We start from the raw sequence: 17,596 nt of genomic DNA on the forward strand, positions 1-17,596 counted from the left end.
GCAGGTGGCAGGACTACCAGCGCGCTCCGTGCGCTGCGAAGCGCCTGGATGTCACCTCGCCCCGCATAGGCCGCTCTTGGCGGCCGTTCAAAGAAACGCCGAAGCGAAGCTTCGGCTATGTCGCATCGCCAGATGCGATCCGGGTGAGGGGGTAAAGGTCTTTCGACACACACCGCCTCGCGGAGGGAAGCCCCTCACCCCGCCCTCTCCCCGCAAGAGCGGGGCGAGGGGGACGAGAGAGCGAGGCTTACCCAACTACTCCGTCATCGGCTGGTCGGAAAGGTCCCAATCCTTGCCGTTGAAGATCGAGACATAGAGCGTCTTCATCGGCGTGTAGTCGTCGGGCGTGTAGCTGTAATTGATGCCGTCAAGGAAATAGGGCGAGTGGAAGCCGGCGAGCGTCGTGGCGTGCTTCAGCACGTTGGCGCGGGTCAGGTCCTCGCCGCAGCGGCGCAGGATTTCGCCCATCGTCGCCGCCTGGCCGTAGCCGGCGAAGGCGATGGTGTTATCGGGGTCGATGTTCGGCAGGTACTTCTTGCGCAGCTCCTCGAACGCGATCACGTCCAGATCCTTCTCGTAGCGCGGCACGCCGACTTCCTTGTTATAGCGGATCGCGACGATCTCCTTGGCGTTCTCGAGGCCCGCGGCGCTCAGGATCGAGCGACCGGTCGAGCCCGCCGACAGCAATTGCAGCGGCTTCCAGCCGAGCTCGGTCACCTTGCGGATCGACTGCGACGTCGCCTTGCCGGTGGTGATGTTGTAGAAGACGTCGGCGCCCGACTTCGAGAGATTGATGAGCTGCGAATCGACCGTCGGATCGGTGAGATCATAGGTCTGCTCCATGATCACCTTTGCCTTGCCGCCGGCATCGGCCAGCACCTTCTTGAACGGCCCGAGGAAGTCGCGGCCGAAATCATCGTTCTGGTAGAGGATGCCGACCTTGGCGTTCGGCTTCACGCTGACGACGTGCTTGGCGAGAACGCGTGCCTCGGTCGGATAGAGCGGCAGGCCCGCCATGGTCCATTTGAAATTCTTCGGATCGTTCCACTTCGAGGCGCCGGTGTTCAACAGCAGTTGGGGAACGCCCTTGGAATTGAGATATTTGTGCACGGAGGTCTGCGGCGCGGTGCCGAGCGAGCCATACAGCGCCAGCACCTCCTCCTGCTCGACCAGACGGCGCGTCGCCTCGACGCATTTCGGCGCGCTGTAGGCATCGTCCATGGTGAGGAATTTCACCTTGCGGCCGTTGATGCCGCCCTTGTCGTTCAGCATCTGGAAATAGGCTTCGCCGACGCGGCCCAGCACACCATAGAGCGAGCCGGGGCCGGAATGCGGAACGGTCTGGCCGAGCTTGATCTCGGTATCGCTCGCACCCGGATCGTACTTCTTGTCGGCGGCCCGCACAAAAGGCGCGGGCAGCACGGACACGGCGATCACAGACAATGCGGTGGCGCCGAACTCGCGCCGTGTATGCTTTTTCATTATTTCTCTCCCTGAGGCGAAAAGCTCTCGCATTCCGCCCTGCGCCGGGCAAGCGCGAAGTCACAGCTTTGCGGCGCAATGCCGCGTCACGGCAAATGCGTAGCGTGTAGACTCAAGTTTGAGTGCGAGGCGGTGCTCTCTTCCCTTCTCCCCTTGTGGGAGAAGGTGGCTCGCATCGAAGATGCGAGCCGGATGAGGGATCTCTATCCGCGGAGAGAGACCCCTCACCCCGCTTCGCTGCGCGAAGCGACCCTCTCCCACAGGGGGAGAGGGTGAAAAGCGTCACGGCTTCACAGCCACGGCGACGAGTCCGGGTGCCGGGATATTGTCTTCATTGCGCGCCGAGAGATCGTCGAGCTGGGCCAGCGTCAGCCCCGCGGCAGCGACGGAGTCGCGCACGTAAGCTGCACTGTGGGCGTAGCGCAGTCCCTCGCCGATGATGACGCCTTCGCCGTCATGGGTCTCGGCCGTGAAGGCGAGCACGCCGCCTGCCACCAGCACACGGCTGGCCTCGGCGAGCACCGGCGCGAGATCGGCGACATAGACCATTGCATCCGCGGCCAGGATCAATTCGGCGCTGGCCTCGCGCCTGGCCGAAATGGCCTTCAACATGTCGTCGACCTCGAGCTCGGCATAGAGGCCGGTGGCGCGCGCCTTGTCGATCATGCGCGGCGACAGGTCGATGCCGATGAAGCGATCGACATGCCGGGCGAATGCGCCGGCCGCCAGCCCGGTGCCGCAGCCGAGATCGATCGCACGCTTGAAGAAGGCCGGCTTCTTTGCGCCCGCACGCACCGACAGCACCGCCTTGAACAGCAGTGCCGGGCCGCGATAGCCGAGATCGCCGACCAGCGCGGCCTCGAAGCGCGGCGCATATTGATCGAACAGCGTCTGCACATAGCCCGGCGGCATCGCGCTGACGGCCTCGACGCCGAGCTGCATCAGGCGAAGGCCGGCGCCATGCCGGTCTTCGGGATCGGCGTCGCGCGCGCCGCGGAACGCTGCGATCGCGGCCTCGCGCTGACCGAGCTCCAGGCGGATCTTGCCCAGCGTGTACCAGGCCGACGGGAATTTCGGCACAAGCTCGATTGCCTGTTCGAGCAGCTCGGCGGCAGCCGGCAGATCGCCCTTCAATTGCAGGTCGCGCGCGAACTCGTAGCGGCGGTCGGCGACGAGATCGCCGGAGGACAGAAACAGGCGGGGGGCCATTCGCTTTAAGGAACCAATCTCGGCCGGGTCCGGCCATCCATCAAAGCACGGACTTTTTCCGGAGATGGATGCACGGGTCAAGCCCGCGGATCCGGCTAAACATCGCGGATCGAGCGCCTATATAGTGGCGATGCGCCCGCAAGACATCCTGATGCCCGTCCCGGCCGGGCTTTGCTGCAAGCCCGGCGGCTTCCACATCGATCCTGTCAGGCCGGTCGAGCGGGCACTGATCACCCATGGCCATTCCGACCATGCGCGGGCGGGCCACGGCGCTGTGCTCGCGACCCAGGAAACGCTCGACATGATGCGGCTGCGCTACGGCGAGAACTTCGCCGGCTCTGTGCAGGCGATCGCCTATGGCGAGGAGATCAGGCTCGGCGACGTCACGGTGACGTTTCATCCCGCTGGCCACGTGCTGGGCTCCGCCCAGATATCGGTGACCTGCAAGGACACCCGAATCGTCGCCTCCGGCGACTACAAGGATGCGCGCGATCCGACCTGCGCGCCGTTCGAGCTGGTGCCCTGCGACGTCTTCATATCGGAGGCGACGTTTGGATTGCCGGTGTTCCGCCATGGCGATGCCGCCGGCGAAGTAAACAAGCTGCTGGCCTCGGTCAAACTGTTCCCGGAGCGCGCGCATCTGGTCGGCGCCTATTCGCTCGGCAAGGCGCAGCGCGTGATCGCGCTGCTGCGCGAGGCCGGCTACGACGCGCCGATCTACCTGCATGGCGCGATGGAGAAGATCACCTACTACTATCAGGAGCGCGGCATTGCGCTCGGCGAGCTCCGGCCCGCGCGCGGCATGAAGAAGGCTGAGCTTGCTGGCACCATCACGCTGGCACCGCCAAGCGCGACATCCGATGTCTGGACGCGCCGCTTTCCCGATCCAGTCACCGCATTCGCCTCGGGCTGGATGCGCGTGCGCGCCCGGGCCAGGCAAGGCGGCGTCGAGCTGCCGCTGGTGATCTCGGATCATGCCGATTGGGACGGGCTGACGGCGACGATCGCCGCCACTGGTGCAGGCGAGATCTGGGTCACCCACGGCCAGGAAGATGCGCTGGTGCATTGGTGCAAGACCAGGGGCCTTGCCGCGCGGCCGCTCGATCTGGTCGGCTATGGCGACGAGGATGAAGGCGAGACGGCCGCACTGACCGGCGAGGCCCAGCCCGCCGGCGAGGCGGAAACATGAACCGTTTTGCCGAGCTGCTCGACCGCCTCGCCTACGAGCCCGGCCGCAACAACAAGATCAAGCTGCTGGTCGCCTATTTCCGCGAGACCGAGGACCCCGACCGCGGCTACGCGCTGGCGGCGCTGACCGGCGCGCTGTCGTTCAAGCACGCCAAGCCGGGCCTGATCCGCGACCTGATCACCGAACGCGCCGATCCGGTGCTGTTCGGCTACTCCTATGATTACGTCGGCGACCTCTCGGAGACGGTCGCGCTAATGTGGCCGAAGGCGGAGCTGCCGGGCCACAACAACCCGCCTCCCCCGACGCTGACTGATGTCGTCATCACGCTGCGCACGCTCGGCAAGGCCGAGCTGCCGGCGCAGCTGGCGCGCTGGCTGGACGAGCTCGACGAGACCGGGCGCTGGGCGCTCTTGAAGCTCGTCACCGGCGCGATGCGGATCGGGATCTCGGCGCGGCTGGCGAAGACCGCGGCGGCGGCGCTCGGCGACAAAGACCCGCACGAGATCGAGCTGCTGTGGCCGGGCTTGTCGCCGCCCTATCTCGAGCTGTTCGCCTGGCTCGAGGGCCGCGGAGACAAACCGGTCAACCGCGACCCTGCGCCGTTCCGCCCGGTGATGCTGGCGCATGCGATCGAGGATGGCGATTTCGCCAACCTCGACGCCGCCGATTTCAGCGCGGAATGGAAATGGGACGGCATCCGGGTGCAGGCGGTGTCCGGCCGCGATGCGCGCGGCCACGTCCAGGCGCGGCTCTATTCGCGCACCGGCGAGGATATCACCGGCAGCTTTCCGGATCTGGTGCCGTCGCTGTATCTGCCCGGCGCGATCGACGGCGAGTTGCTGGTGCTGCGCGACGGCCGCGTGCAGACCTTCAACGTGTTGCAACAGCGGCTGAACCGCAAGGTCGTTTCGCCGAAGCTGATCAAGGAATTTCCGATCCACCTGCGCGCCTACGACCTGCTCGGCGACGACGAGAACGATCTGCGCGAGCTGCCCTTCACCGAACGCCGCGCGCATCTCGAAGGCTTCATCGCCAAGCTGAATGATCCGCGCATCGATCTGTCGCCAACCGTCCCGTTCGCGAGCTGGGAAGAGCTGGCCGCGGCGCGCGCCGATCCCAAGAGCGCCGGCGCCGGCGACGATGCCGACGCGGTCGAAGGCGTGATGCTGAAGCGGCGCGACGCGCCCTATCTGCCCGGACGGCCGAAGGGCCCGTGGTGGAAGTGGAAGCGCGATCCGCACATCATCGACGCCGTGCTGATGTATGCCCAGCGCGGCCACGGCAAGCGCTCGTCCTATTACTCCGACTATACGTTCGGGGTCTGGACTCATGGCGATGATGGCGACGAGCTGGTGCCGGTCGGCAAGGCCTATTTCGGCTTCACCGACGAGGAGTTGTTGCAGATCGACCGTTTCGTCCGCCGCAACACCACCGAGAAGTTCGGCCCGGTGCGGCATGTCGTGCACGAGCCGGATCAGGGGCTGGTGCTGGAGGTCGCCTTCGAGGGCTTGCAGCGCTCGCCGCGTCACAAATCCGGCGTCGCAATGCGCTTCCCCCGGATCAGCCGCCTGCGCTGGGACAAGCCGCCGCGCGAAGCCGACCGGCTGGAGACGCTTGAACGGATGTTAATCTCCATGACAGGAAGTTAAATCCCAAGCGCGCATGACAGCCATTGATCGCGGTGCGCGGGTTTCCCATGTGCACCGCCGTGACCTATAATGCGGGCGATTCCGTTAGACCTCGGTTCTGATGGGATCAGAATCGAGGTTTAGGTTTTGTTTTGACGCGCTTTCTTCACGCGAACCGGTGCCCACTTCGCGCGAAAACGCTATTGGAGACAGCAATGCCAAACGACATCCGGGACTTGCCGGCCGGCCGGAGTGACGGCCTGTACCGCTTTCTCGGCGGATCGCCGCTCTCTGTGGCGTTCCGGTTGATTTTGCTGTCGATTCTGGTCGGTGTCGTGCTCGCCGCGATCGGCCTCGATCCATGGAACATCCTCAACAGCATCCGCAGGCTGTTCCAGAGCATCTGGGATTTCGGCTTCGATGCGATCAACTGGGCCTGGCGCTACTTCCTGCTCGGCGCCGTCATCGTGATTCCGATCTGGCTGTTGTCGCGGCTGTTCGGCGCGCCGCGCGGCCGCTGATCTCAGGGAGTTCGCAGCCGATGCAATTGCGATTTGTCGGCTGCGGCGATGCATTCGGCTCCGGCGGCCGCTTCAACACCTGTTTCCACGTCAGCGGTGCGCGCAGCAATTTCCTGATCGATTGCGGTGCCTCATCGCTGCCGGCGATGAAGCGGCTCGAGATCGACCGCGACGCGATCGACCTGATCCTGATCACGCATTTCCATGGCGACCATTTTGCCGGCCTGCCGTTCTTCCTGCTCGACGCGCAGTTCTCCCGCCGCACCCGGCCGCTGGTGATCGCAGGGCCCGAAGGCATCGAAATGAAACTGCCTGCGGTGATGGAGGTGATGTTCGAGCATTCCTCCAAAACCAAACAACGCTTCGATCTATCCGTCGTTACGCTGGCGCCGCGCGAAACGCGCAGCTTCGGCGAGGTGACCGTGACGCCCTACCCTGTCGTGCATGGCGAGTCCGGCGGGCCGTTCCTCGCGTACCGCGTCGAGGCGGAAGGCCGCATCATCAGCTACAGCGCCGACACCGAATGGACCGACGCGCTGATCCCGGCGGCGCAGGACGCCGACCTCTTCATCGCCGAAGCCTATACCTACGACAAGATGGTCAAGAACCATCTCAGCCTGAAGACGCTGGAAGCGCATTTGCCCGCCATCAACGCCAGGCGCGTGGTGCTGACCCATATGAGCGACGACATGCTCGGCCGCATCGACGATTTGCCCTACACGGCGGCGAGCGACGGCATGGTCGTGGCGCTCTGACCAAGCAATGCCTTGCCCGCCGATCTTCCGCCATCGCCTTGCTCTGAGAACAATTCCGGCATGGCCGCACGACGGTCGACGCGATAGAAACGGATATTCCTTGCAACTGTAGCCATGCACGCACCCATCCACCCGAAGATCACGACGCGCCAGGTGTTCGCCATCGCCGGCCCCGCGATGGTCGCCAACCTGACCACGCCGCTGATCGGCATCGTCTCGACCACCGCGATCGGCCGCCTCGACGACGCCGCGCTGCTCGGCGGCGTGGCGATGGCCTCGGTGATCTTCGACTGCCTGTTCTGGCTGTTCGCCTTCCTGCGCATGAGCACGCTGGCCTTCACCGCACAGGCGCAGGGCGCCGGCGAGATCAAGGAATATGCCGCCATCCTGGTGCGCGGCTTCATCGTCGCCGGCCTGATCGGCGCGGCGCTGATCGCGCTGCAGGTGCCGCTCGCCGCGGTCACGTTCCAGCTGATGGGCGGCAGCGAAGGCGTCACGCGCGCGGCCAAGAGCTATTTCATGATCCGGATCTGGTCGGCGCCGCTGGCGCTCGCCAACTACGTCATCCTGGGGTGGCTGGTCGGCCAGGCCCGCGCCAATCTGGCGCTGGCGCTGCAGATCGTGATCAATTTGATCAACATGGCCGCGACCGTGCTGCTGGTGCAGGTCTACGGCGCCGGCATTGCCGGTGCCGCGATCGCCGCCGTGCTCGCCGAGACCGCCGGTTTCGCCGCCGGCATCGTGGTGGCGTGGCGGATCTCGCAAGGCGGCTTCGCCGTTCCCGCGGCGACGCTGTTCGACCGCGCCAAGCTGATGCGCATGCTGGCGGTCAATCGCGACATCATGGTCCGCACCGCGGCGCTGATCGTCGTGTTCCTGTTTTTCACCGCCAAGGGCGCGCGCGAAGGCGACGTGACGCTGGCGGCGAATTCGGTGCTGAACAATTTCCTGCTGGTCAGCGCCTTCTTCCTCGACGGTCTCGCCAATGCCGCCCAACAGCTGTGCGGCCGCGCCTTCGGCGCGCGCGATCCACGCGGCTTTTCCGATTCGACCCGGCTGGTGCTGCTGTGGGGCATCGGCTTTGCGCTGGCGGTGTCGGTGCTGTTCGCGCTGTTCGGACCGGCGCTGATCAATCTGATGACGACCAGCGACGACGTGCGCCGCTATGCGCGCGAGTTCCTGCCGTTCGTGATCCTGGCACCCCTGCCCGGCGTGTTCGCGTTCGGCTTCGACGGCATCTATGTCGGCGCCACCTGGGCGCGCGAGATGCGCAATCTGATGCTGGCCTCGCTTGCGATCTTCCTCGCCACCTGGTGGGCGCTCAGCTCGTTCGGCAACACCGGCCTGTGGATCGCGCTGCTCGGCTTCTACGTCGCGCGCGGCGGCCTGCAGGGCCTGCGCTATCCGGCGCTGCTCAGGAAGACGTTCAAGACGGCGTAAGTCCGTAACCCGGATGCAGCGAAGCGAAATCCGGGGTCTGCATCCGCGGGAAGTCCGTCCCGGATTTCGCTTCGCTTCATCCGGGCTACGAAGTTCTCTTCCCCTTCCCCCTGAAAGGGGGAAGGTCGGGATGGGGGTCAGCCGCAGGCGACGCAGCTCATGGAGAGAGCTGATCCCCACCCGCTTTGCTCTGGCGAGCAAAGCGACCTCCCCTTTTCAAGGGGAGGTTAAAGCGCAGCCGGATTTCGCTTCATCCGGGCGACGGACAACTACCTCACCGGCCAGTCCTCGGCCGTAATCGTCGCAGCATCGGCGCCGACGATTTCCGACAGCGAGTCGCGGCCGGTGCGCAGCAGGGTCGAGGACAGATCGCGCTTGATGTCGTCGACGAGGCCGAGGCCCTTGTAGACCAGCGAGGAATAGAGCTGGATCAGGCTGGCCCCGGCGCGGATCTTGGTCAGTGCCGCGCCGCCGCTATCGATGCCGCCGACGCCGATCAGCGGAAACGCGCCTTCGACACGGACATAGGTCTCGGCCACCATCCGCGTCGACAGCCGGAACAGCGGACGGCCCGACAGGCCACCCTGCTCCTTGGCGCGATTCTCCTCGCGCAAGGTCGAGGGACGCGCCAGCGTGGTGTTGGCGACGATCATGCCGTCGACGCGCCGCGAGCGGGCGATGTGCACGACGTCGTCGAGCTCGGCGAGGCTGAGATCCGGCGCGATCTTGAGCAGGACCGGCGAGTCGCCGGCGTTCTTGCGCACGCGCTCGCGGGTGTCGATGACCCGCGCCAGCAGATCGTCGAGCGCCGCCGATTGCTGCAGATTGCGCAGGCCCGGCGTGTTCGGCGAGGAGACATTGACGGTGAAATAGCTGGCGACCGGCGCAAACGTCTCGATCAGCTTCACATAATCGGCGGCGCGGTCGGGCGAATCCTTGTTGGCCCCGACATTGACCCCGACGATGCCGCCGACGCTGGCGCGCGCGGCGAGCCGCCGCAGCACGACCTCCGCGCCGTCATTGTTGAAGCCCATGCGGTTGATGACGGCCTCGTCGCGCTCCAGGCGAAACAGCCGCGGCCGCGGGTTGCCGCCTTGCGGCTTCGGCGTCACCGAGCCGATCTCGACAAAGCCGAAGCCGAGCCGCAGCAGCGCGTCGGGCACCTCCGCGCTCTTGTCGAAGCCCGCCGCCATGCCGATCGGATTTGGAAAGTTGAGTCCGAAGGCGCGCACCGCGAGCTTGGGATCATCCGGCCGCTGCCGGATCGGCGGCAGCAGCTTCAGGCCCTGGATCGCCATGCGATGGGCATCCTCGGGATCGAACCAACGCAGCAGCGGCAGCGAGAAGGCGTCGAAGGCACGGATCACGGCTTGAGCTCCGGAACGTCGTGGCCACCGTCGGAGCGCGCGCGCAGGTCGAGGATCTCGATGACCGCGCCGAGGTCGAGCTCGCCATAGAGATGCGGGAACAGCTCGTCGTTGCGCGACCGCTCCCAGCGCAGGGCATCACCCAGCGCATCGGCATCGACCGCGACCAGGAACAGGCCAGTTTGCCCCTGGTAGTGCTTGCGCGCGGTCTCGGCCACTTGGGAGGCGGTGGAAAAATGGATGAAGCCGTCGCGTTTGTCGTCGGCACTGCCCCGGTACACGCCCTGCCGCTCAGCCTCGCGCCAGGCCGAAGCGGGGGTGATTTTGTAGATCATCGGCACGGGCCGGCCTTCCCTTTGTCCTTGAGTCTCTTGGGGTTTTATCCGGATTTGAGGGGAAATGCCCCAGACGCCATCTGGCGAGCGAGGGACCGTATCGGCGGCGGCGGCGCAACTCAAGCGGTGCCGGGGCACATCGGCCGACAGATTTGCGAAAACGCCAAGTTTCAGGCAATAATTCCTACCATCCGGGATACCCTCGATGGCCAAACAGCCCAAAGCCACCCGACCGCTGACCCACGCGCAGGTCTGGGCCGCGCTCGACCGGCTCGCCGAACGCGCCGGGCTGTCGCCGTCGGGCCTTGCCAAGCAGTCCGGCCTCGACCCCACCACCTTCAACAAATCCAAGCGCGTGACCGGCGACGGGCGCGAGCGCTGGCCTTCGACCGAATCGCTCTCCAAGGCGCTGGCCGCGAGCAATGCCAGCATGGAGACCTTCGTGCAGTTGCTCGGCGATGGCGCGCGCGGCGGACAGTCGGTGCCGCTGATCGGCTTCGCGCAGGCCGGAGCCGGCGGCTATTTCGACGACAGCGGCTTTCCCGCCGGCAAGGGCTGGGACGAAGTGGCGCTACCGGCGACATCAGACGAACACGCCTATGCGCTGGAGATCGAGGGCGACTCGATGAAGCCGGCCTATCGCGAAGGTGACATCATCGTGGTGTCACCCGCGACCGCGATCCGCCGCGGCGACCGCGTGGTGGTGCGCACGACCGGCGGCGAGGTGATGGTAAAAGAATTGAGACGCCGCACCGCCAAGATGCTCGAACTCGCATCGCTCAATCCGGAGCACCCCGACCGCATGCTCGATGCCGAGGAAGTCGCGTGGATCGCACGCGTGGTGTGGGCGAGCCAGTAATCGGCTGAATTAGTAGCCACAAAACCGGCGTCGTCCCGGGCAAGCGAAGCGCGACCCGACACCCATAACCACCACTGGGCCACGGCTGGCTTCGACAACATGCCCCTGTGGTAATGGGTCCCGGCGTTCGCCGGGACGACGGTGAAATTTGCGGCGCTGCCATCGCCTACGTCGCGTAGTCCGGCTCCTTGCGATCCAGCATCCGCTTCAGCGCATCGAAATGCCGCTGCGCCGGAGACGGGCCGTTGTAGAGATGGTCGTCGCGGAAATCGCGTTTGGTCTTCTCCACCACATGCTGCGGCAATTGCTTGAGCGGCTGCTGGGTCCACATCGCGTAGATCTGCACCTGTGCGGCGCGCTCGATGTAATAGAGCCGGTCAAAGGCATCGGCGACCGTCTCGCCGACGGTCGAGATGCCGTGATTGGCCATGAACAGGATGGTCTTGTTGCCGATCACCCTGGCGAGCCGCGCGCCTTCCTCGGGATCGAGCGCAGGGCCGGTATAGAGATCGTCATAGGCGATCGCCTCCGACAGCCCGACCTCGGTCTGGCCGATCTCCTTGATGCGCGGATCCTCGAGCCGCGTCAGCGCGCTCGCATACGGCATGTGGGTGTGGAACACCGCCTTGGCCTGCGGCAGCGCCTTGTGGATCGGCGCATGGATGCAATAGCAGGAGCGCTCGACCTCACCCTCGCCGCGCTTCACCTCGGCATCGTCGATGCCGACCTCCATGAAGGAGGATGCTGTCACCTCCGACCAGTGCATGCCGAACGGGATCTGGTAGTAGCGGTCGGTGCGGCCGGGCACCACCAAGGTGAGGTGGTTGAAGATACCTTCCGAAAAGCCGTGGATGTAGGCGAGCCGATGCGCCGCCGCGAGATCGACCCGCGCCTGCCATTCCTCGGCGCTCGAACTGTCCTGCAGCGATGTCGGCGAAACCCTGAACTGCATGCGCATGCTCCCATCTGTGCCGGCCTCTCGGCGGAGACCGTGCTGATTTTATGGATGCGAGTGTAGCGCAATCCGGCGCCAGGCTCCGGTGAAATTGCCGATGGCCTGCTATCCGAATTTTGCGGGCTCGGCGTCATTATGTGATGATGCGCTGCGAAGACCGCGGATCGGCGGCTTTGTTGGCTGCGGCGGAAAGCCACATGAGCGGCCTGACTTTCCAACCCAACGCAACACACTCCGCAAAGCCCAGAGTTACGCAATGACAGGACCATCCGACCGCAAGACCATCGCCATCGTCGGCCTCGGCAGCATCGGCGGCATCATCACCGGCCTGCTGCGGGCGGTCGACAAGCATGACGTGATCGCCTGTGCCCGGCGGCCGCTCGATCGGCTCACGGTCGAGCGGGCGGAAGGCACGGTGGAGGTGCCGCTGCGCGCCCTCACCGATCCGGCAGCGGCTACGCCAGTCGACTGGGTGTTGTTGTCAACCAAGGCGCAGGACACGGAATCGAGCGCGCCCTGGCTGCAGAGGCTGTGCGGGCCGCGGACGCGTGTCGCGGTGCTGCAGAATGGCATCGGCCACGCGGAGCGGCTGGCGCCATTGGTCGGCGCCGCCACCGTCGTGCCGACCATCGTCTATTACAACGGCGAGCGGCTGGCGCCGGATCGCGTCCGTTTCCGCCGCGCCGGCGAGCATGAATTCGCGGTTGCCGATGACACAGACGGACGCGCGTTCGAAGCGCTGCTGGATGGCACGGCGATGCGCGTGCGGCGCTCCGCCGATTTCACCACGCTGGCGTGGCGCAAGCTTCTGCTCAATGCGGTCGCCAATCCGATCACCGCGCTCACCTTGCAGCGGCAGGCGGTGTTCCGCCGAGCGGACGTCAAGGCGTTGTGCCGCGCCATCCTCGAGGAGGCCGCGAATGTCGGCCGCGCCGACGGCGCCCAGCTCGCGCCCGACGAGGCCGAGCTGATGCTGGCGACGTTGTTGACCTATCCGCCGGACGCCGGCACCTCGATGTATTTCGATCGTGTCGCGGGACGCCCGTTCGAAGCCGACGCTCTCACCGGCGCGATCGTCGCGGCCGGCGAACGGCACGGCGTGCCGACGCCGCTCAACGGCCTGCTGCTGACGCTGTTGCGCGCCACCAGCGACGGCCTGCGCGACGCGGCGCAGGCCGAGCGGCGATGAGCGGCGCGATCCCTACGACGACCGCGCCAGCGCGCCGTCGATCATGTTGACCGCGTTCTGCACGCCGTAGACCGCGACGAAGGAGCCGAAGCGCGGGCCCTTCTCCTGGCCGAGCAGCACCTGGTAGAGCATGTTGAACCAGTCGAGCGAGACGCCCGGACGGCCGTCCTTGCCCTTCTTGACCATGTCGAGGAACGGCTCGCGGCGGCCGATCTCATAGACCACGTTCTGGATGTCTTCCGCGCTCGCGTCCGCCGGCATGTTGGCGAGAGCATCGCGCAGATCCTGCAGCGCGGCGCGCTCTCCCTCGGTCGGCTCGAGGAACTGCTTGGTCGGCGCCACGAAGTCGCGATAGTAGTTGATGGCGTAGCCGACCATCGCATCTAACTTCGGATGGGTCTGCGGCGTCACGCCCGGACGATAACGGCCGATGAAACCCCACAGCGTCTCGGCATTCTCCGCGTTCGACGACGACACCAGCGTCAGCAGCAGCTGGAAGGTGACCGGCATGTCGGCCTGCGGCGGCTTGCCGGAATGGATGTGCCAGACCGGATTCTGCAGCTGCTGCCGCGCTTCCTGCCGCGTGAAGCCGTCGAGGAATTGCTGGTAATCGTCGACATTGCGCGGGATGACGTCGAAATAGAGCCGCTTCGCCGCCTTGGGCTCGCGATACATGAACAGCGACAGCGATTCCGGCGAGGCATAGCGCAGCCACTCGTCGATCGTCAGGCCGTTGCCCTTCGACTTCGAGATCTTCTGGCCCTTCTCGTCGAGGAACAGTTCGTAGTTGAAACCTTCCGGCGGCGTGCCGCCGAGCGCCGAGCAGATCTTGCCCGACAGCTTCACCGAGTCGATCAGGTCCTTGCCGGCCATTTCATAGTCGACACCGAGCGCGTACCAGCGCATCGCCCAGTCCGGCTTCCATTGCAGCTTGCAGCGGCCGCCGGTGACAGGAACCGTGACGTTCTCCTTGGTATCGGGATCCTCGTAGGAGATCGTGCCGGCTTTGGCGTCGTGCGCCGTCACCGGCACGTAGAGCACGAGGCCGGTGCGCGGGCAGATCGGCAGGAACGGCGAGTAGCTCGCCGCGCGCTCCTCGCGCAGCGACGGCAGCATGATCGCCATCACCTTCTCGATCCGCTCCAGCATGCGTAGCAGCGCGGCGTCGAAGCGGCCGGAGGTGTAGTACTCGGTCGAACTCGCGAACTCGTAGTCGAAGCCGAACTGGTCGAGAAAGGCGCGCAGCCGCGCATTGTTGTGCTGGCCAAAGCTCGGATGGGTGCCGAACGGATCGGGCACCTTGGTCAGCGGCTTGCCTAGATGCTGCTCCAGCAGCTCCTTGTTCGGCACGTTGTCCGGCACCTTGCGCAGGCCGTCCATGTCGTCGGAGAAGGCGAGCAGGCGCGTCTTGATCTTGTCCTCGGTGAGCACGCGGAAGGCGTGACGCACCATCGTGGTGCGCGCGACCTCGCCGAACGTGCCGATATGCGGCAGGCCCGACGGGCCGTAACCGGTCTCGAACAGCACCTCGTCCTTGGGATTTTTCTTCAGCCGCGCCACAATCGCTTTCGCCTGCTCGAACGGCCAGGCGTTGGATTGTTCGGCGAGCGCCCGCAGGTCGCTCGGGCTGGCAGAAGGATCAATCACGGACATTCCTCAGGTTCTCTCCAAAAAGGCCGCGAAAACTAACGCTTTCGCGGCAAAATGCAAAACGACGGGACGTTTGTCGTCATTCCGGGGCGATGCGCAGCATCGGACCCGGAATCTCGAGATTCCCCGGGGTGCAATTGCACCCCTGAGGTCTGGTCCTACGGACCATCCCGGAATGACGAACTCAGAACGGGCTGACCGAGAAATAGCGCAGCCACAGATCGGTGAAGCGGCCTTTTTCCCAGATCCGGAACAGCGCCCAGTTCAGCGACTGCCGGAGCAGGTCGTTGCCCTTGCGGACGGCGATGCCGACGCCCTCGCCGAAATAGCGGCTCTCGACAAAGGGGCCGCCGGCAAAGGCGCAGCATTCGGCGGAATCGGTGCCGTTGATCCAGAACGCGAGCGAGATCGCATCGCCGAAGATGAAGTCAACCTCGCCGCGACGCAGCGCCGCGCGCAGCGCGTCGTTATCCGGATAGGAATGGATCTCGGCGTCGGTGAACATCGCCTTGAGGTAGGCCTCGTGCGAGGTCCCGGCGATGACGCCGACCTTCTTGCCCTCGAGATATTCCGGGCGGATTTCCGGCATCGCGTTGTCACGGCGCGACACGAAGCGGGCCGGCGCGCGGTAATAGGGATCGGTGAAATCGACCTTGGCGCGCAGCTGCGGCGTCACGGCCATCGACGCGATGATGGCGTCGCCCCGGTTGGTCGCCAGGGCATCGATCAGGGTCTCGAAGCGGCGCATCTGGATGGTGCAGGTGACCTTGATCTCGTCGCAGAGCGCGCGCGCCAGGTCGACGTTGAAACCGGCCGGATTGCCGTCGGGACCGGTGAAATTGAACGGCGGATAGTCGGTCTCGGTCAGAAAGCGGATCACGGTGAGGCGCGACAGGTCCGGGCGGTCCGGCCGGCGCCGCGGGTCCCAGAAACCCGGCACCGCCTGCGGCGCGGCCTCGGCGGCGGCCTTGGGCGGCAGGGTCGGGGCCGCCTGGGTTGCCGCGGGGGCCGCAGGCGCTGCCTGCGGTGCAGCCGGCGCCGAAGGTGTCGCTTGTGCGGGGGCCGCCTTGGTGGGCGGAGCCGGAGCAGGAGCCGTCTTGGCTGCCGGCGCCTGTGCGGGGGGTGTCTGTGCAATTGCAGGGTACGCCAAGGCCAGCAAGGCAGCCGCGATCATGCCCGCGGCCAGGCGAAGCTGGCGCGAACGGACGGCAAAGGGCTGGACAGGCGGATTTGGCATAACCGGCAATTTCAGGAAATTGAACGGCTTATAGCCGAATCGGCGCCTGAAGCGAGCGCCGATTGGGTTAATTCTGAACCGGAAATGGCGATCAGAGGTACCGTTTGAGATCGGCCGCCGCTTCTTCCGGCGTCCGTTTCAGATTGAACGGCGCGACGAAATGACCGTCGCGGTCCATCAGATAGATCAGCGCGGTGTGGTCCATCGTGTAGTCGCCATCCTTCAGCGGCACTTTCTTGGCGTAGACACGATAGCTCGACAGGACCTTGGCGATCGCGGCGGGATCGCCGGTCAGGCCCTTGAGGTGCGGATCGAAGCTCGACAGGTAATCCTTCATTGCGGTGGCGGTGTCGCGTTCCGGATCGACCGAGACGAAATAGGCATTCACGCGATCGGCGTCCTTGCCCATCGCCTTCAGGACCTCCGAGATCTCGAACAGCGAGGTCGGGCAGATATCCGGGCAATGGGTGAATCCGAAGAAAATCAGGGTCGGCTTGCCCTGGAGGTTCTTGTCGGTAACGGTCTGGCCGGACTGGTCGGTGAGCTGGAACGCCCCGCCGATCGCGGCCGGCGCGGCAACGGTGCGCAAGCCGCCGATCGCCCACAGCATGAGGAACAGGCCGACCGCCAGACTGCCCGCGAAGGCAGCGAAGATCACCAATGGGCGCGTGGTCCGGGGCATGATGCGAGGGCGTCCTTGTCAGAAGCAGGCGGAGATGCCGGCCGTGATCATTTCGAAAAACACCGCGGTCCCGTAGTGGAACCAGAGCGCGGCAGCGGCAAGCAGGGCCAATCCGCCGATACCGGCCGCACCCCACAGGATCGCAGACGCCACCCGGGTCTGTGGAGCCGTTACGAGCTCGGATCGGGTGGAGATCGGCTGAACCATGAGGCTGAGATAAGCCGGGTTCCGGCAGGCAGCAAGCGCAATGGCGGTCGCAGGCCGTCAAATGATGGCGAGCTAATCCGGTGCCGGCGCGTTCATGCCCCGGCGTCTGCCGAGGCCAATGGCCGACGAGGGTCAAACAGAGAAGCAGCCGGAGCTTAGTGCGCGGGCTTCGGCGCCGAGGCCTGGGCGTTGAGATAGCACGGCTTGTACAGCGCCTGCAGTTGCTTGCCGCGCAGGAAGATCATGCGCCGGGTCAGGCCACCACGCCCCGAAATCCATCTGCGTACCGCCGGCGGATACATCAGGTACAGCATATGGGTGGCTTCGGGATTAGGGACCGGACGGCCGTTATCGCCGTAATCCCAGGCTGCGTGGAAGCCGAGGCTGGCGTGAGAGGTCACACAGATCCGGTCGTGAGGAACCTTGCCGAGCACGATGGTGCAGGCCGAGGCACACAGCCCGTCGATGATGACCGTCTCGCCCGAAGTCCGCAGGTCCTGATACCTGTCGACATAGACGCCGATCTTGCCGCCGCGATCGTCGGCGATCCTGACTACAGCTTGAGACACCCCCATTCCCGCCAGCAGGAGAACCGCAGCGAGCAACCCCGTCATCAACTTCATTTTGGCCAGCCCCAGTCGAAACCGAATCTGTTTGGTCTGTGATGCAAGACAATCGTGAGCGTGTTGCGCGCGCGGATTTTTGTCCAGACGAGTGAAGCCGGTCAAAACAAATTCAAATTGGGTGTTGCGCGCACGCTGCAGTGAAAGTGGGGAAAGGTCCCAAACTGGAACAGCGCGGCGCACGTGCTTGGTGCTCCGCCGCCACAGGCAAGGTCCATTTGGCGTTGACCGCACGCAATGAGGCGGTCTTGAATCTCGGCGGGACGGG

The 17,596-nt window shown here is 65.4% G+C and carries 17 protein-coding genes; 7 read left to right on the plus strand and 10 right to left on the minus strand.

What is annotated here, in order from left to right; translation table 11 throughout:
* Positions 1 to 255 precede the first annotated feature (255 nt).
* Both J2R76_RS24255 and J2R76_RS24260 read right to left on the minus strand, forming a co-directional pair.
* Positions 256 to 1,482, minus strand: coding sequence for an ABC transporter substrate-binding protein (locus J2R76_RS24255; RefSeq protein WP_253625082.1), 1,227 nt, complete (start codon positions 1,480 to 1,482; stop codon positions 256 to 258).
* A 282-nt stretch (positions 1,483 to 1,764) separates the two neighbouring features.
* Positions 1,765 to 2,691, minus strand: coding sequence for a class I SAM-dependent methyltransferase (locus J2R76_RS24260; RefSeq protein WP_076832394.1), 927 nt, complete (start codon positions 2,689 to 2,691; stop codon positions 1,765 to 1,767).
* A gap of 130 nt (positions 2,692 to 2,821) precedes the next feature.
* Here J2R76_RS24260 and J2R76_RS24265 point away from each other — a divergent pair, with 130 nt between their 5' ends.
* From J2R76_RS24265 to J2R76_RS24285, 5 genes are all read left to right on the plus strand, one after another.
* Positions 2,822 to 3,880, plus strand: a complete 1,059-nt coding sequence (locus tag J2R76_RS24265) for a ligase-associated DNA damage response exonuclease (protein ID WP_253625083.1) — start codon at positions 2,822 to 2,824, stop codon at positions 3,878 to 3,880.
* Positions 3,877 to 5,529, plus strand: coding sequence for a cisplatin damage response ATP-dependent DNA ligase (locus tag J2R76_RS24270; RefSeq protein WP_253625084.1), 1,653 nt, complete (start codon positions 3,877 to 3,879; stop codon positions 5,527 to 5,529). The genes J2R76_RS24265 and J2R76_RS24270 overlap by 4 nt, the downstream gene beginning before the upstream one ends.
* Before the next feature lie 194 nt (positions 5,530 to 5,723).
* Positions 5,724 to 6,029, plus strand: coding sequence for a DUF6460 domain-containing protein (locus J2R76_RS24275; protein WP_028334595.1), 306 nt, complete (start codon positions 5,724 to 5,726; stop codon positions 6,027 to 6,029).
* A 20-nt stretch (positions 6,030 to 6,049) separates the two neighbouring features.
* Positions 6,050 to 6,784: an MBL fold metallo-hydrolase gene (locus J2R76_RS24280; protein WP_253625085.1), complete on the plus strand. Its 735-nt coding sequence runs from the start codon at positions 6,050 to 6,052 to the stop codon at positions 6,782 to 6,784.
* Between the two features lie 114 nt (positions 6,785 to 6,898).
* On the plus strand, positions 6,899 to 8,224 hold the full coding sequence (locus tag J2R76_RS24285) for an MATE family efflux transporter (RefSeq protein WP_253625086.1): 1,326 nt from the start codon (positions 6,899 to 6,901) through the stop codon (positions 8,222 to 8,224).
* 269 nt (positions 8,225 to 8,493) lie between these two features.
* On the opposite strand, the gene J2R76_RS24290 is transcribed toward J2R76_RS24285, so the two are convergent.
* Entirely contained in the window at positions 8,494 to 9,591 is a 1,098-nt protein-coding gene (locus tag J2R76_RS24290; protein WP_168858458.1) for a quinone-dependent dihydroorotate dehydrogenase, read from the minus strand.
* On the minus strand, positions 9,588 to 9,932 hold the full coding sequence (locus J2R76_RS24295) for a DUF952 domain-containing protein (RefSeq protein ID WP_199805200.1): 345 nt from the start codon (positions 9,930 to 9,932) through the stop codon (positions 9,588 to 9,590). Before J2R76_RS24295 ends, J2R76_RS24290 begins: the two co-directional genes overlap by 4 nt.
* Positions 9,933 to 10,131: 199 nt before the next feature.
* On the opposite strand from J2R76_RS24295, the gene J2R76_RS24300 reads away from it, so the two are divergent.
* Positions 10,132 to 10,785 (plus strand): helix-turn-helix transcriptional regulator, encoded by a 654-nt coding sequence (locus J2R76_RS24300; protein WP_016844853.1) that lies wholly within the window; start codon positions 10,132 to 10,134, stop codon positions 10,783 to 10,785.
* Positions 10,786 to 10,951: 166 nt separating this feature from the next.
* On the opposite strand, the gene J2R76_RS24305 is transcribed toward J2R76_RS24300, so the two are convergent.
* Entirely contained in the window at positions 10,952 to 11,737 is a 786-nt protein-coding gene (locus tag J2R76_RS24305) for a class II aldolase/adducin family protein (RefSeq protein ID WP_253625087.1), read from the minus strand.
* Positions 11,738 to 11,996: 259 nt separating this feature from the next.
* Here J2R76_RS24305 and J2R76_RS24310 point away from each other — a divergent pair, with 259 nt between their 5' ends.
* Positions 11,997 to 12,929 (plus strand): 2-dehydropantoate 2-reductase, encoded by a 933-nt coding sequence (locus J2R76_RS24310; RefSeq protein WP_253625088.1) that lies wholly within the window; start codon positions 11,997 to 11,999, stop codon positions 12,927 to 12,929.
* Between the two features lie 12 nt (positions 12,930 to 12,941).
* On the opposite strand, the gene J2R76_RS24315 is transcribed toward J2R76_RS24310, so the two are convergent.
* The 5 genes from J2R76_RS24315 to J2R76_RS24335 all read right to left on the minus strand — a co-directional run bounded on the left by J2R76_RS24315 (position 12,942) and on the right by J2R76_RS24335 (position 17,328).
* Positions 12,942 to 14,582: a lysine--tRNA ligase gene (locus J2R76_RS24315; protein ID WP_253625089.1), complete on the minus strand. Its 1,641-nt coding sequence runs from the start codon at positions 14,580 to 14,582 to the stop codon at positions 12,942 to 12,944.
* A gap of 181 nt (positions 14,583 to 14,763) precedes the next feature.
* The gene (locus J2R76_RS24320; protein ID WP_253625090.1) at positions 14,764 to 15,816 is read right to left on the minus strand and encodes a transporter substrate-binding domain-containing protein; all 1,053 of its coding nucleotides are present in this window, start codon (positions 15,814 to 15,816) and stop codon (positions 14,764 to 14,766) included.
* Between the two features lie 91 nt (positions 15,817 to 15,907).
* Positions 15,908 to 16,498, minus strand: a complete 591-nt coding sequence (locus J2R76_RS24325; protein WP_057016042.1) for an SCO family protein — start codon at positions 16,496 to 16,498, stop codon at positions 15,908 to 15,910.
* An 18-nt stretch (positions 16,499 to 16,516) separates the two neighbouring features.
* The gene (locus J2R76_RS24330) at positions 16,517 to 16,651 is read right to left on the minus strand and encodes a hypothetical protein (RefSeq protein ID WP_276486903.1); all 135 of its coding nucleotides are present in this window, start codon (positions 16,649 to 16,651) and stop codon (positions 16,517 to 16,519) included.
* 209 nt (positions 16,652 to 16,860) lie between these two features.
* Positions 16,861 to 17,328: a hypothetical protein gene (locus tag J2R76_RS24335; RefSeq protein ID WP_057016040.1), complete on the minus strand. Its 468-nt coding sequence runs from the start codon at positions 17,326 to 17,328 to the stop codon at positions 16,861 to 16,863.
* Positions 17,329 to 17,596: the final 268 nt, after the last annotated feature.

It is taken from the genome of Bradyrhizobium sp. USDA 4532, from assembly GCF_024171315.1.
GTDB classification, from domain to species: domain Bacteria; phylum Pseudomonadota; class Alphaproteobacteria; order Rhizobiales; family Xanthobacteraceae; genus Bradyrhizobium; species Bradyrhizobium australafricanum.